Origin of the sequence: Paenibacillus sp. O199, from assembly GCF_001636635.1 — a bacterium.
Lineage (GTDB): Bacteria > Bacillota > Bacilli > Paenibacillales > Paenibacillaceae > Paenibacillus > Paenibacillus marchantiae.
This window is the reverse complement of the sequence record NZ_LGRP01000017.1, coordinates 101,248-116,217: the sequence shown is the minus strand read 5'-3', so window position 1 is coordinate 116,217 and position 14,970 is coordinate 101,248. Positions and strand designations below refer to the sequence as shown.

Genomic DNA, 14,970 nt, shown 5'->3' with positions numbered 1-14,970 from the left:
CCTACAGGTTAAGGGATATATAGAATCTGTCCTTCTTCCACAACCTGTTCGGACAAACGATTATACAACTGGAGCTCTCGGGTACTTAACTGATATCGGTCTGCAATGGTATCGAGCGTCTCTTCACGCTGTACAATGCATAACTTCACCTTACGGAACGGGGTCTGATCGACAATGGTGCCGAGAAACAGGTTCTTCCACTCTACATCATCAGGCGGGTATGCTTCTTGCTGCTGGACTCCAGCAAGTGCCTCTTGCTCCCGTTCAGCCTCCGCCTCCCGTGTCACCCTGCCAGAGGATAACAAGGAGGAGATGCCTACGCCCTCTTCCTGCTTGGGTGCGGATTCTCTCTTGCTGCCAAAAGCAACCTTAAGCTCCGGCTTGTCTTCCGTCTCAGCCACAGGTTCAGGGATAAAAGATTCTTTTTCAGCAGGCTCATTCGTCTCCACCGCTTCAAGAGGAGGTGTGTTTTCCTCCGAAATTTCCGGTTCAGATGCTGCGAAGACATCCTGCCAGTTCTCTGACTGCGAACCTGCCGGAACATCTGCAACCGTCTGATCCTCCTGCTTTGGTTCAGATCGGGCAGATTCAAAATGCCATACGTCCGGCGCTGCCTGTTCATCCGAAGGCTGCAGATCCAGTTTGGAATCGGTCTGCTCCGAATTCCTTAGGTTCGTATGTAAGGTCTCGACGGAAGGCTCGGACCAGACAGACGACTCTTCAGCCAGAGGAAGCAAAGGCTCAGATTCAGGGTAAGAAGCCAACCTGTCGGCTGTCTCCGCTAAAAAAGACGAAACGGGAGAAGGCGTATCGGACAACACATCCGCTTGCGCTTCATCCTCCTTGTCCCTCAAGGACGAGGACTCTTCGTTTTCAGCTATTTTGCTTTGCTCCGCGTTCCCATCCCCTTGCTGCCAGGATTGAAACGGTTCGGAAGCAGCTTGAAATAGATGTTCCTGCTGTAACTCCTCTTCGCTCCGTTGAAGCAGATACTCCTGAGCAAACACATTGGGATAGCTGCCTGTCTGCTCTGTTTCAGCAGAACGGTCGCCCTGCTGAGGGTCGGGCGAATGTACAACGGTAAACTCATCTGCTGACCAGACCTGCGGTTCCTCCACCGGAAAGCCCTCGATACCGCGAAGCGACAATACGCCAGTAATGTTCAGACTTCGGTTGGATAACAAATCGACATCAAAATTTTCGATCTCAATGGAAATATCCTCAAGCGATCTTACCCGGTTCAGGGGTACCGTGATCTCCACCGGAATAAAATGTTTGAGTTCTTCCGAGATCTCGTTCTCTCCCCGATACGCACCTGTTAGCAAAAGATGGCCTCGCAATGTTGCATGATCATCCTGACCTATCACCTGAATGCGGGGATATAACTCAATTTCCTCCAGTTCCTCAATTGCAGGAACTCCCTCTGACAAATGAACGCGCTCATAAATATCGAACCGTAAACCATAAGGTTGATTCAACAAAGGTGGCGTCCTCCTTTCGGCATATGTTCACCATGATCCTTCTCATGGGACTGATCCATGGTCCAAATCCTTCGTTACCCCATCTATATGCCTTGAATGAGATGAGCATGCCACCTTTTGTGCAAACCTTCCCAGTTTATTGGTCCTTGCCTTCCCGTTGTACCAGTTGTTCAAAATCCTGCGGCCAAGGGTCTGCCACTTCAATTCGAGCACCTGTCAGTGGATGAGCAAAACTCAGTGTCTCACCATGAAGCGCTTGTCGACCAATAGAATCCCTTCTGCCTTCATATAACTCATCTCCGATGAGGGGATGCCCCGCATAACTTAAATGCACCCGAATCTGGTGTGTGCGTCCTGTATCCAGTGTCAGCCGGACAAGGGTCGCCCTATCCCATACCTCCACGATCTCCACGTGAGTTACAGCGTCCTGCCCACCTTCAGAGATACGTCTGCGTTGCTTGTGATGCCTGTCCTTCCCAATCGGAGCATCAATCCTATTCAGCTCCGTGGATATCTGACCGCCTGCAATGGCGACGTAATGGCGTCCAATGTCTTTACGGCGCATCGCTTCATCCATTTTCGCGAGGGCAAAAGCATTTTTGGCATATAAAACAGGTCCAGTTGTGTCCTCGTCCAGACGGTGAACATGGCGTACATTCGTCTGAATCCCATTCATTTCGTAATAAGACGCAACCGCATTATCCAGTGTAATCGCTTGATCCGCCCGGCTCCCATCGGGATGAAGCTTCATTCCGGCCGGTTTATGCACGACCAGACAGAAGTCATCCTCATACAGAACATCGATATCCGCCCAACGCGGTTCAACATCGATCGGCTGAGACGCAAAAAGGGCCAGCCGAAGCCGGTCCCCTGCGAGTTGTATGCCTTGGTTCGTCTTTAGCTGACGCAACATTTTCTCTGGTAACTGAAGCTCAGACAAGAGCCATTGCTCTGCAGCCGTTTGCCTGTCTGAACTGCCTGTCACCGCTTTGCCTGGCATTAGCTCAAGCCATTCCCCACGACGTTTCCAACTTTTAATGGTCATAATGATTGAAGAGCCTTACGGTTTGCCTCGATCGTATCGTCAATATCCTGCTCCGTATGCACGCCAGAAACAAACATGCCTTCGTATTGGGAAGGTGCAACACTTACACCCTGATCAATCATGGCCGCAAAGTAACGACGGAATTGATCGAGATTGCTTTCTTTAGCAATATCATAATTCGTAACCGGAACAGCGCTGAAAAATGGACATACCATCGAACCAACACGGTTAATCGTTATGGCTACACCCGTCTCTGCTGCATTCTTCTCAAACCCAGCCTGCAAGCGTGCAGACAGTGTCTCCAGACGATCATAGACCTCCGGTGTCAACAATTTGAGTGTCGTATAACCTGCTACCATAGCCAGTGGATTACCGCTCAGTGTACCTGCCTGATAGATCGGTCCGGTCGGAGCAATCTGTTCCATCAGATCACGTCTGCCGCCATAAGCGCCCACCGGAAGCCCGCCACCGATTACTTTACCCAGACAAGTCAGGTCAGGTGTAACGCCATATCGTCCCTGTGCACAGTTCAACCCTACACGGAAACCGGTCATGACTTCGTCAAAAATGAGCAGACTGCCGTATTGAGACGTCAAATTGCGCAGGCCTTCAAGGAAACCTGAAACGGGTGGCACAACTCCCATATTACCTGCAACAGGTTCCACAATGACGGCGGCCAGTTCTTCACCATAACGTTCAAAAGCAAGTTTCACTGACTCCAGGTCATTGTATGGAACCGTAATCGTATTCATAGCCACACCTTCAGGAACACCAGGGCTGTCAGGCAGACCCAGTGTTGCTACACCAGATCCTGCTTTGATCAGCAAGCTATCGGCATGCCCGTGATATGATCCTTCAAACTTCAAAATTTTACTGCGTCCGGTTACACCACGTGCCAGCCGAATTGCACTCATGGTTGCTTCCGTACCGGAATTCACCATTCGTACGATATCGATCGAAGGCACACGGTCACAGACAAGTTTTGCCATCTCGGTCTCCAGCAGTGTTGGCGCACCAAAGCTTGTTCCTTTAAGGGCTGTCTCACGCAAAGCTTCCACAACGTCAGGATGCGCATGTCCCATAATAAGCGGACCCCAGGATCCCACATAATCAATAAAAACATTGCCATCAATATCATAGATTTTGGAGCCTTCTCCGCGCTCTGCATAGATCGGGGTAAGCCCCACCGATTTGAACGCCCGAACGGGACTGTTCACACCCCCAGGTATGTACTGCTTGGCTTCTTCAAATGCGCTGCGTGAGCGCTCATCATTGCGACGAGTTCCTTGTTGTGCAGTCATGAACATCCTCCTTAATATAAATTTATTTCTCGGCCAACCAGCGTGAAGCGTCTTTTCCGTAGTACGTAATAATCATATCTGCCCCCGCACGTTTCATACTCAGCAGAATTTCCATGGCCACTTTCTTCTCATCAATCCACCCTTGAATCGCCGCTGCCTTCACCATGGCATACTCTCCACTTACGTTGTAAGCAACCAGTGGCAGATCAAAATTGTCCTTGATTGTACGCATGACATCCAGATAGGACAATGAAGGTTTCACCATCAACATGTCCGCGCCTTCGAGCACATCGGTTTCGGCTTCACGCAATGCTTCACGCGCGTTTGCCGGGTCCATCTGATACGACTTTCGATCTCCGAATTGTGGCGTGGAATCCGCAGCTTCGCGGAATGGACCATAGAATGCTGAAGCATATTTTACGGAGTAGGACATGATTGGAATGTGACTGAAGCCATTCTCATCCAGTCCGGCACGAATCGCTTGGACAAATCCATCCATCATGTTGGATGGTGCAATGATGTCCGCTCCAGCTTTAGCCTGGGATACCGCTGTTTTCACGAGCAGCTCCAATGATTCGTCATTGAGAACATCTCCGCAAATGTGACCGTCCACTTCCACGGTGTGCACCATGCCACAATGACCATGATCGGTGAATTCGCACAGACAGGTATCAGCAACAACCAGCAGCTCAGGATACCAGGACTTAATCAGCTTCGTTGCTTCCTGTACAATGCCATCTTCAGCAAATCCAGACGAACCAACACTGTCTTTGGTTTCAGGAATACCGAATAAGAGCACAGCCGGAATACCCAGATCGGCAATCTCCTTCACTTCTTCCTGCAGACGATCCAGCGAGAAGCGGAATACGCCCGGCATGGATTTGATTTCGGATTTTACATTTTCACCATAAGTAACATAGATGGGTTGGATAAAGTCATCCACAGTCAAATGGGTCTCTCTCACCATATTGCGAATACCTGTGGATTGACGTAAACGGCGATGCCGCACAATTGGAAAACTCATACGTGTGAAACCTCCCTGAATAGTAATGTGGAGCAAAAAGCGAAGCGCGCCGGTATCGTAACGAATTCAGCACGCTTCATCTATCGATTGCGGTTCAATTTATAGGTTTAACGGGGAAATACAGCTTCTGTAGCAGGCTTTCGTTTCCACTCAGACAACACAGAAATCAGACTCTCAATGGTTGCTTCTTCAGCCATCATTGTGACCTTCAAGCCTGCTGCTTCTGCCGTCTTCGCTGTAACAGGCCCGATACATGCAACCTCTACATTTTCCAAAAAAGATAAGGGGTCCTGCAATCCCATTCGTTTCAGAATACTCATGAAATTGGTGACTGTGGAAGAACTCGTGAAGGTCATCGCATGAATGCCGCCCTCTTCAAGCAGCTTCAGCAGTTCATCGTCATCCTCGCCAGCCAGAATGGTGTCATAGATAATCGCCTCGGTGACCAGAAGTCCCCGCTCCCTCAACTGTTCAGGCAACCAGGAGCGTGCGAGATCTCCATGCGGTAAAAGAACCCTCTGCCCTTCCTTCAGTTCACTTTCAAAAGCTTCAAGCATACCTTCGGCCTGAAATGGTCCTTGGATGACTTCCGCCACGATGCCATACCTACGCAAAGCTTCCCCAGTGGAAGGCCCTACCGCCGCAATTCTCGCTTGATGAATGGAGCGAATATCTTTTCGCTGTTGCTGCAAATGACGGAAAAAGAATTCCACCCCGTTTACACTCGTGAAAAATACCCAGTCAAACGTATTTAACGCACCAAACGCCCGTTTGACACTTTCCTGTGCCGACTCCCCTGATGGCATCACGGTCTCAATTACCGGAAATTCATAAGGTTCACCGCCAAGTTCCTCGATCCGGTTGACCAATTCACTAGCCTGACTGCGTGCTCGCGTCACCAAAATGCGTTTGCCAAACAGCGGCAGTGCTTCCGCCCATTTCAATTGTTCGCGCTGGTTCACCACCTCACCAACAACAATGACAGCGGGTGGTTGAAAATTCGCAGCGATGACTTTTGCTTCAATATCTTCAAGCGTACCTGTGATCGTATCCTGCTCTGCTCTTGTTCCCCATCGAATCAATGCCACTGGTGTTTGCGCAGGGCGTCCGTGGCGAATCAACTGTTCGCTGATATATCCAATTTTGGAGACTCCCATCATAAATACCAGTGTGCCTGTTGCATTCGTCACTTTATCCCAATGAATACTGCGATCAAGCTTGTCCGGACTCTCATGCCCCGTAATGATGGAAATAGAGGAAGCATAGTCGCGGTGGGTCACAGGTATTCCAGCGTAAGCAGGTACACTTATTGCTGAGGTTACACCAGGTACGATTTCAAAAGGAACGTCGTTTTTGCGCAGCAGATCAGCCTCTTCACCTACGCGTCCGAATATCGTCGGGTCTCCCCCTTTAAGCCGGACCACAACCTTGCCTTCCAGTGCGAGATCAACCAACAGCTGGTTGATTTCTTCCTGCTTCATCGTATGTCGATCCGGCCGTTTACCCACATATATCTTAACCGCGCCGGGCTTCATTTGTTTGAGTAATCTTGGACTAGCCAACCGATCGTAAACAACAGCATCCGCTCGACCGATCGATTCCCAGCCTTTTACCGTAATCAGCTTGGCGTCCCCTGGACCTGCACCAACCAAAAAGACCTTCCCCACCATGTCTTCATCCCCTAACTTCTGCCAGTATCTGCTCTGCTCCCCGTTCAATCAATCTCCAAGCCACTTCTTCCCCAAGACGAACCGGATCTTTGCCCGTCATTGCTTCTTTAAGAATCAGTCCACCGTCCGGCGTACCGACCATACCTGTTAATTGTAACGTGTTTTGTCCATTCGGGGAATCTGCATCTTGCTGTTTCACCCATACGGCATGAGCTCCAATCGGAACCTGACAGCCCCCATTTAATACACTAAGGAAGCGACGTTCAGCCAACACAGGAAATGCGGTTTCCGGATCGTTGTACAACTGCAACAGATGGAGCAGTTCCGCATCGTCTTCACGGCATTCAATGCCAAGCGCACCCTGACCTACTGCGGGAAGACAAGCTTCCTCTGACAGATATTCCGTAATCCGATCCTGCCAGCCCATTCGATACAGTCCAGCGGCAGCCAAAATAATAGCGTCCAAACCTTCTGTCTCCAGCTTGCGCAGACGGGAATCAATATTGCCACGAAGCGATTCGAGTTGTAAATCCGGACGGTATGCTTTCAGTTGACTGGATCGACGCAGACTGCTCGTTCCCACTCTTGCACCTTCTGGCAATTGATCCAATGTGAGTCCACCATTCGAAATTAGTGCATCACGTGGATCCGCACGGCGCGGAACAGCCCCGTTTGTCAACCCTTCGGGCAACTCGGAAGGCATATCCTTCATGCTATGAACAGCCATATCAATCGTACGATCCATCATCGCCTGTTCAATCTCTTTGACAAACAGTCCTTTGCCTCCGACTTTGGACAGGGTTACATCGAGAATTAAATCTCCTTTTGTAACAATTTTATGTACTTCAAAATCAAAAGCTAATCCTTCCCGTTCACAAATATCACGTAAATCTTGAATTACATGGCCTGTCTGGGTCAAAGCAAGTGCGCTTTGTCTGCTTCCCACTTTAATTGTCCGCATGTCTACATGTCCTCCTGATTATGGGATATCCAGTCCCCAATTTGTTCTTCGGTCCACCACTTAAACTGACCTGCACGGATCTTTTCCAGTACATTCATTTCGGTTAAACGACGGAGTAATTTAGCTCTGACACCTGGTGAAGATACACGTGCCTTTACTTCCATCCTCATCTGATACAAAAATTCAATATATGTCTCGTACTCATCTCCGAATTGCTGTTCCAATGTGTCACGAATTTCCGCTGCGGCTATAGGCCCTGCTCCAGCGGTCGATATCGCAATGCTCAGTCTGCCACGCCTGACCACACTTGGTGTAATAAAGGTACTTCGCTCAGAAGATATAGCGTCATTAACCAGTATACCCGCATCTTCAGCTTCTTGGACAACAGCTGTGTTCACTTCACTATGGTCCGTTGCTGCATATACGAGAAAGGCCCCCCGCAAATCTCCATTGCGGTAGGACCGGGCCAGCCATTGAATTCGGGAATCATGATGCAATTGTTGTAACGTTGGCGTAACTTCCGGACTAATCACCTTAATTTGCGCTTCCGCATGAAGCAAACCTTTTATTTTACGTTCAGCAACACGTCCGCCTCCAACCACGCAGCAGGATTTCCCTGATATATCTACAAATATTGGCGTGTACCGTTCCATCCCTTCACTCTCCCGTCCAACGATGAAACGCTGAATACGCATTGGATAAAAAACTGATAATGACAAAGCCGTATCCGATCAGCGTCCATCTCGCCATAATAACTGTGGAGAACTGTTTTCTTCTCTTAAAGACGAAGTACCCCACATAGATCGCTATGGCAAGCCCCGTTGCAATAACCTTGAGATCCAAGAGCAGGCTCCAGCGCGTTTCGGCTACAATGGACAATACCGCGAGCATGATAGAAACACCAAGGAGAGGTGTGCCAATCAGTGTAGCCCCATCCATATATTTGCCGATCACTTCGAGACTCGGCAGACGACGTACGGTATCATTCCATTTCTTATTCTTCAGCTTGCGGTGCAAAAACAGATATAACATGGCAAATACAGCACCCACCGTCAAAGCCGCAAAACCAAGATTGGCCAAGGTGATATGCATAATAAGCAATCCATGCACTGTCTGCCAGTTATGCAGAGATATCTCACCTGCTGTAAACCACAACCGGTTCAACACTGTAACCGAGAAACCAACCACGTTCAGCAACAAAATGACAAATTCGGAACGTTGAATACGAGTCATCACTAGAGACATTAGTACGATGCTAAATGAAAATATAAACAAAAAATCAAACGTTGTGTAGATTGGAAAATGCCCTTCGGTTAACATACGTAAAATGACATGGAACACCTGAAGTGCCCATACAACAACAAGAAACCCTGTGCCTGTCCGCTTCGCCCCCGCATTGCGTCGAATGCAGTCCGAGAAATAGAACAGTAGGCTCAGGGCATACATATAGATTAAAGCTTCATAGATTTGTTCAGCTAGGGTCAAGCTGCCCACCCGCCTTATACGCCTGCCGGAGCATAAGCCGGCACGGGGTCTTGCCGGGAATCGTTAAGATGAACGGCATCCGGTTTGCGCAGAGCCGTGGCATCGCTCTGATTTACTTTCTCAGCGGCCCCCTCTACGGCATCCTCCAGAGCAAAGATCTGAGTAAACATGCGCAGCGCTTCATCACCATGCTTGGTACCAGCCATTTCCTTAATCCGGTTAATCGGATCTGTCGTCATTTGATTCACGATGCTTTTCGTCAGACGGCGGATAACTTTACGCTGATGTTCATCCAGTTCAGGTAATTTATTAAACAGACTATCCATCGTTTCTTCATGAATGGAAGCACCTTTTTCCTGCAATGCCCGAATGACAGGACGAACGCCCAAGGTTTTGAGCCATTGATAATAATCTTCCATCTCAAGTTCAATCATTTTCTCGATCTTGGCAGCTTCCACCTTACGCATCTCCAGATTGCTCTCCACGATTCCTTCCAAATCATCAATATCATAAAGGAATACATTGGATAACTCGCCGATCGCCGGATCGATATCCCGCGGAACAGCAATATCAATCAGGAACAGTGGACGCGATTGACGACGCTTCATGCTCTCTCGAACCACAGTGGCATCCAGTACATATCTTTCGGCCCCCGTCGAACTAATGACAATATCAACCTCGTTCAGTCGCTCTAGTGCCTGTTCCATCGTACAAGGGGTCCCCCGAAACTTCGCTGCCAATTCCTCAGCTCGCGCAAGTGTCCGATTCGCCACAATGACTTCGGAGGCTCCATTGGTATACAGATGTTTTACTGTAAGTTCACTCATTTTGCCGGCACCCAGAATCAGCACCTTCTTATCCGTGAACATACCAAAGATACGCTTGCCTAGTTCTACAGCAGCATAACTAACAGATACCGCACTCTCTCCGATCGAAGTCTCCGAATGTGCCCGTTTGCCCAATGTAACAGCCTGTTTGAACAGCATGTTAAACCAGGTCCCAGTAGCTTTCTCTTCCTGTGCTTTGAAGAAAGCCTGTTTCACCTGTCCAAGAATCTGAGTCTCACCAATAACCATGGAATCCAGCCCACAAATGACACGGAACAAATGGCGCATGGCTTGATCATCTTCATATATATATAAGTGTTGCGTAAATTCTTCCCGCGGAACATTAAACCATTGTTCCATGAACGTCCGAATAAAATAACCACACATGTGAAGACGGTCTACCACAACATACAACTCGGTACGGTTACATGTGGCTACGATTACACCTTCCAATACACTCTTGGTCAGCTTGAGCTGCTGCAGCGCTTCAGACAAGTCCTTTTCTGCAAATGTGAATCGTTCCCTAACCTCTACAGGCGCCGTGCGATAATTCAAACCAACGACAACGATGTGCATTGCAAGTTCACCTGCCTAATAAATTTCCAATCAAAGTGTTTTCTACATATGTTCATCCATTTATGATTGACATGGTTAATTATATCACACATCCATAGTATGACCGGGCCATTTTTATGAAATGTTTATGAAATCCCCATGTAAATCATCTTATGCATTGTCATTTATTGTAGTGTCTCACCAATCTTCACCGTTATGCGTTAAATACTTGTTTTAATGATAAAGATTCATGAAAATCCCATATAAAACAAATAGCCATGGATGGCTCCATGACTATTCAGGTTTGGGATGATCTTCGTTCCATCCCGATATGTGAACATTATTCATGCTGTCGTTATTCAATCGCGTTTCTTTGCGTACTTGGTTCCTTTATTCTTTTCATTTCAATGAGATTAAAAATAACATCTATCCAAAGGGAATGCAACCCCTTTAGGAAGATCAAAAAATAAAAGATTCGTATCCATCAAACTCCCGAAATCAAGAAATCCCCTTTCGCTTCTACCTGGAATGTACCAGATCAGAGCATTAGGGGATGGTTAGTTAAATACTTGTATAATTCACTCTTTTGGGTCAGTAGGCTTCAAGCTCAAACAGCCGTTTCTGGTGGCGCGCAAGCTTTTTATCAATCTGCTGGAGTTGATCAGAAGTAGAAGCATCCATTCTTGTATCAAGTAACGAATCAACCTCGGCGTATAACCGGTTTATCTCGCGTTCAATATCTCGAGCCTGAAACACACGCTGCAATTCAAGCAACGTATTTTTGTATTCGTAGATGACACGGGTATTCTCGCCGATCTGCTCCACAATTTTACGGACAACGCCCTGCGTATAAACATACGTCATGGTAAACTCCTCATAAATGCGATGAACAACGCCATCACCCTTAAAAGTCATAAAGAGCTTCCGGACTACGTTCGTCAGATAATGGTTTACCAGGCGGCAAGATAACTCACAGATGTAAAACCCTTCCCTACGATCAAAAGGGAAATGAACTTCTTCTCCACTCACATCTACGAGCACAATTTCCTGGCAGCCATTCTCCATCACCTTCACTCGTTGATGAATCCGGCCATCTTCTGTCATGCGTAAAAACTGATGCATCTGGGGTTCTGACAATTTCAAAGTGGCTTTAACATACTCTGTGGCTAATCGCTGAGCCATAAAATCTCCTCAATTCTTTCCCGATTGTTTTGTCTTCCTGCACATGTGGCAGTGATCTCAAAATTCTTCAGGTCGGCAAGGCCGCTACTTTGGTACTGTTGGCGCAAATGCACCTATACTCATTATACACTACCGTATAGCTATTTCGCCCCAAAATAAAACAATGAATGTTCACGAAAATCCATAAAATATGGATTAATCCTTGATTGCATCAAAGATCCACCCCAGTTGCTCGCTTTCCTGCATCAAAATGGCGTAATCCCCGGTTATCCGTTAATTTCGTGGTCTGCGTGATTTTCCTCAGCCTGTGACTCTTCTTCCGCTGAAGCTTGACCGATTCCGGCAAAGCGGGTAATGATCTCCCATAATTCTTCTTTTCCTAAACCTTCTTCCGATGAAAACGGTACAAACAGATCACCCGGGCGAAGATCCAAAGCTTCCTTGATGACTTTAATATGTTTGGCTCTACGCGTTTTTGGAATCTTGTCCATCTTCGTCGCAACAACTACCAGAGGCAAGCCATGATGGCGGAGCCACTCATTCATCATCATGTCATCCTTGGACGGTTCATGTCTCATATCCACCATCTGCATGACCAGTTTCAATTCTTCGCGTCCCAACAAGTACTTCTCCATCATTTTGCCCCAGGCAAAGCGTTGCTCTTTGGAAACTTTAGCGTAGCCATATCCCGGGAAATCGACGAAGTAGAGATCCTGATTGATCTTATAATAGTTCAGTTGCTGTGTCTTACCAGGGGTAGAACTCGTCCGTGCCAAGTTTTTACGATTAATCAAACGGTTGATCAAAGATGATTTCCCTACATTTGATCGTCCCGCCAAGGCAATCTCGGGCAGGCCGTCCTCGGGGTATTGTTCAGGCCGAACGGCACTGATAATAAATTCGGATTGATTTACTTTCATAATGTATCTGTCCTCTCTTGAATCCTGTGCTCTTAATTAGAGCTGCTGTTGGTATTATGCCATGGATTGTTCTATCATACCAAAAAAACCGTTCCAGCGGACGCCAAAGCTTCCGCAGAACGGTTTACTCTTCATACGATCCCTCGTTTAACGGACTACAGGTGTATTCCTGCCTGTTCCACAAGCGCATGTTGCAGCACCTGATCCATATGGGCTACAGGAACAAATTCCACATCTTCTTTGATGCTGTCCGGAATATCCCGCAGGTCCCGTTCGTTATCCTTGGGCAATAATATTTTTTTGTAACCGGCACGGTGGGCCGCCAGTGATTTTTCCTTAAGTCCGCCGATCGGCAACACACGGCCACGAAGCGTTATTTCGCCCGTCATAGCAATGTCCTTGGAGACATGTTTGTTCGTCAGAGCAGAGATCAACGCAGTCGCCATCGTAATCCCAGCAGATGGTCCATCCTTCGGAATGGCACCTTCTGGAACGTGGATATGGATATCGTTCTTCTCATGGAAGTCAGACGGAATACCAAGCTGTGCAGCTTTGGATCGGGTGTAGCTGAATGCCGCCTGAGCCGATTCCTTCATGACATCGCCCAGTTTACCTGTCAGCGTCAGCTTGCCTGTACCAGGTACAACGGTAACCTCGATCACGAGGGTATCTCCACCCACTTCAGTCCACGCCAGTCCCGTCACAGTACCAATCTGATCTTCCAGTTCGGCCATACCGTAGCGGAATTTACCCGGACCAAGGTAATCCTTCACTTCATCTGCTGTAATGTTAATCTGACCTTCCACACCAGACACGATGTTTTTGGCCGCTTTCCGACACAACGAAGCCATCTGCTGTTCCAGATTCCGCACGCCGGACTCTCGTGTATATTCACGAATGACACGCAACATGCTGTCATCCCCGATATTCAGCTGATCTTCTTCCAGACCATGATCCTGTTTCTGTTTCGGCAGCAAATAGTTTTTGGCAATTTGCAGCTTCTCCAGCTCGGTATACCCCGGAATATTGAGCATCTCCATCCGGTCCAGAAGCGGACGTGGAATGTTATGCACTGTGTTGGCAGTTGTAATAAACATAACGTTAGATAAGTCAAACGGCAACTCTACAAAGTGATCACTGAATGTGTTGTTCTGTTCAGGATCAAGTACTTCGAGCAACGCTGCGGAAGGGTCTCCGCGGAAGTCTGAAGCCATTTTATCGATCTCGTCCAGCAGGAATACCGGATTGAGTGAACCCGCTGTCTTCATGCCCTGAATGATACGACCTGGCATTGCACCCACATAGGTACGTCGATGACCGCGAATTTCCGCTTCATCTCGCACGCCACCCAACGATATTCTGACGAATTCACGTCCAAGGGATCTGGCGATAGAGCGGGCAAGCGACGTTTTCCCGACCCCTGGAGGTCCAACCAGACAGAGGATCGGTCCTTTAAGCTTTTTCACCAGCTTCTGAACAGCCAGATATTCAAGCACACGTTCTTTCGGTTTTTCCAAACCGTAGTGATCTGCATTTAACACATCTTCAGCCTTTTGAATATCCAGATCGTCAGCTATCAGCTGCGTCCAAGGCAGTCCCAGCAGCCAATCCACATAGTTGCGGATAACGCCACCTTCGGCAGAACTTGATGGCATTTTCTCCAGCCGATCAATTTCTTTCTCAACCTTTTCCTTCACCTTGTCCGGCAAGCCAAGAGCCTCCATTTGATTTCGGAGTTCCTCAACCTCCCCGGCACGGCCTTCTTTCTCACCCAGCTCTTTTTGAATCGCCTTCATCTGCTCACGCAGATAGTACTCTTTCTGGGTTTTCTCCATCTGTTTCTTCACGCGCTGGCTGATTTTGCGTTCAAGCTCCAGTACTTCCCGCTCATTGTTCAGGATGTCCAGCAACTTCTCCAGCCGTTCACGAACGTCGATGGTCTCCAAAATCTCCTGTTTGTCCTTGATCTTCAAAGACAGGTGACTGGTGATGACATCGGCCAAGCGACCTGGTTCTTCAATATCAGACACAGCCGCAAGTGTCTCAGGTGTAACCTTTTTGGACAGATTAATATAATTTTCGAACTGGTTCAGAACTGTACGCATCAGCGCATCTGTTTCCGGATGACTGTTCTCCTCTTCAGGAAGCTCTTGTGCCAGAACCTCATAGTATTCCTCGTTGTCCGTATATTCAATGATTTCAGCCCGTTCCAAGCCTTCCACAAGTACACGAATCGTCCCGTTTGGAAGCTTCAGCATCTGTCTGACCTTGGCAACCGTTCCGATTCTGAAAATATCCTCTTGTGTTGGTTCTTCAATATTTACCTCGGCTTGGGAACATAGGAGAATCAAATGTTCTTCTACCATCGCTTTTTCTAAAGCCTTGACCGATTTCTCCCGGCCCACATCGAGATGCAGTACCATACTCGGGTAGACGAGAAGTCCTCTTAAAGGCAGTAAAGGAAAACGACGACCTTTCGCTTTGCTCGGTCCCATCGCTTTCGCACCTCCAATGGCTCT

Annotated in this window: 12 protein-coding genes; all 12 read right to left on the bottom strand. The window is 48.0% G+C overall.

The features are described from left to right. Positions 1-8 precede the first annotated feature (8 nt). The 12 genes from A6049_RS22150 to lon all read right to left on the bottom strand — a co-directional run bounded on the left by A6049_RS22150 (position 9) and on the right by lon (position 14,946). Entirely contained in the window at positions 9-1,481 is a 1,473-nt protein-coding gene (locus tag A6049_RS22150; RefSeq protein ID WP_063566726.1) for a LysM peptidoglycan-binding domain-containing protein, read from the bottom strand. Between the two features lie 136 nt (positions 1,482-1,617). Next, complete coding sequence (locus A6049_RS22145; RefSeq protein WP_063566725.1) at positions 1,618-2,526, bottom strand: RluA family pseudouridine synthase; 909 nt, start codon at positions 2,524-2,526, stop codon at positions 1,618-1,620. Next, positions 2,523-3,827, bottom strand: coding sequence for a glutamate-1-semialdehyde 2,1-aminomutase (hemL, locus tag A6049_RS22140; protein WP_063566724.1), 1,305 nt, complete (start codon positions 3,825-3,827; stop codon positions 2,523-2,525). The genes A6049_RS22145 and hemL overlap by 4 nt, the downstream gene beginning before the upstream one ends. A gap of 22 nt (positions 3,828-3,849) precedes the next feature. Continuing rightward, complete coding sequence (gene hemB, locus A6049_RS22135) at positions 3,850-4,851, bottom strand: porphobilinogen synthase (protein WP_063566723.1); 1,002 nt, start codon at positions 4,849-4,851, stop codon at positions 3,850-3,852. A 107-nt stretch (positions 4,852-4,958) separates the two neighbouring features. Next, a complete protein-coding gene (gene cobA / locus A6049_RS22130; RefSeq protein WP_063566722.1) occupies positions 4,959-6,521 on the bottom strand; it encodes a uroporphyrinogen-III C-methyltransferase in 1,563 nt (520 codons plus the stop codon). A 4-nt stretch (positions 6,522-6,525) separates the two neighbouring features. Then, the gene (gene hemC, locus A6049_RS22125) at positions 6,526-7,482 is read right to left on the bottom strand and encodes a hydroxymethylbilane synthase (protein WP_063566721.1); all 957 of its coding nucleotides are present in this window, start codon (positions 7,480-7,482) and stop codon (positions 6,526-6,528) included. A 2-nt stretch (positions 7,483-7,484) separates the two neighbouring features. After that, positions 7,485-8,135: a precorrin-2 dehydrogenase/sirohydrochlorin ferrochelatase family protein gene (locus tag A6049_RS22120; RefSeq protein WP_063566720.1), complete on the bottom strand. Its 651-nt coding sequence runs from the start codon at positions 8,133-8,135 to the stop codon at positions 7,485-7,487. Positions 8,136-8,139: 4 nt separating this feature from the next. Continuing rightward, positions 8,140-8,967 (bottom strand): cytochrome c biogenesis protein CcsA, encoded by an 828-nt coding sequence (gene ccsA, locus A6049_RS22115; RefSeq protein WP_371121670.1) that lies wholly within the window; start codon positions 8,965-8,967, stop codon positions 8,140-8,142. A gap of 14 nt (positions 8,968-8,981) precedes the next feature. Further along, on the bottom strand, positions 8,982-10,370 hold the full coding sequence (hemA, locus tag A6049_RS22110; RefSeq protein WP_063566719.1) for a glutamyl-tRNA reductase: 1,389 nt from the start codon (positions 10,368-10,370) through the stop codon (positions 8,982-8,984). Positions 10,371-10,940: 570 nt separating this feature from the next. Then, positions 10,941-11,531, bottom strand: coding sequence for a hypothetical protein (locus A6049_RS22105; protein ID WP_063566718.1), 591 nt, complete (start codon positions 11,529-11,531; stop codon positions 10,941-10,943). 266 nt (positions 11,532-11,797) lie between these two features. Beyond that, entirely contained in the window at positions 11,798-12,451 is a 654-nt protein-coding gene (yihA, locus tag A6049_RS22100) for a ribosome biogenesis GTP-binding protein YihA/YsxC (RefSeq protein WP_063566717.1), read from the bottom strand. 155 nt (positions 12,452-12,606) lie between these two features. After that, entirely contained in the window at positions 12,607-14,946 is a 2,340-nt protein-coding gene (gene lon, locus A6049_RS22095) for an endopeptidase La (RefSeq protein WP_063566716.1), read from the bottom strand. Between the last annotated feature and the right edge of the window lie 24 nt (positions 14,947-14,970).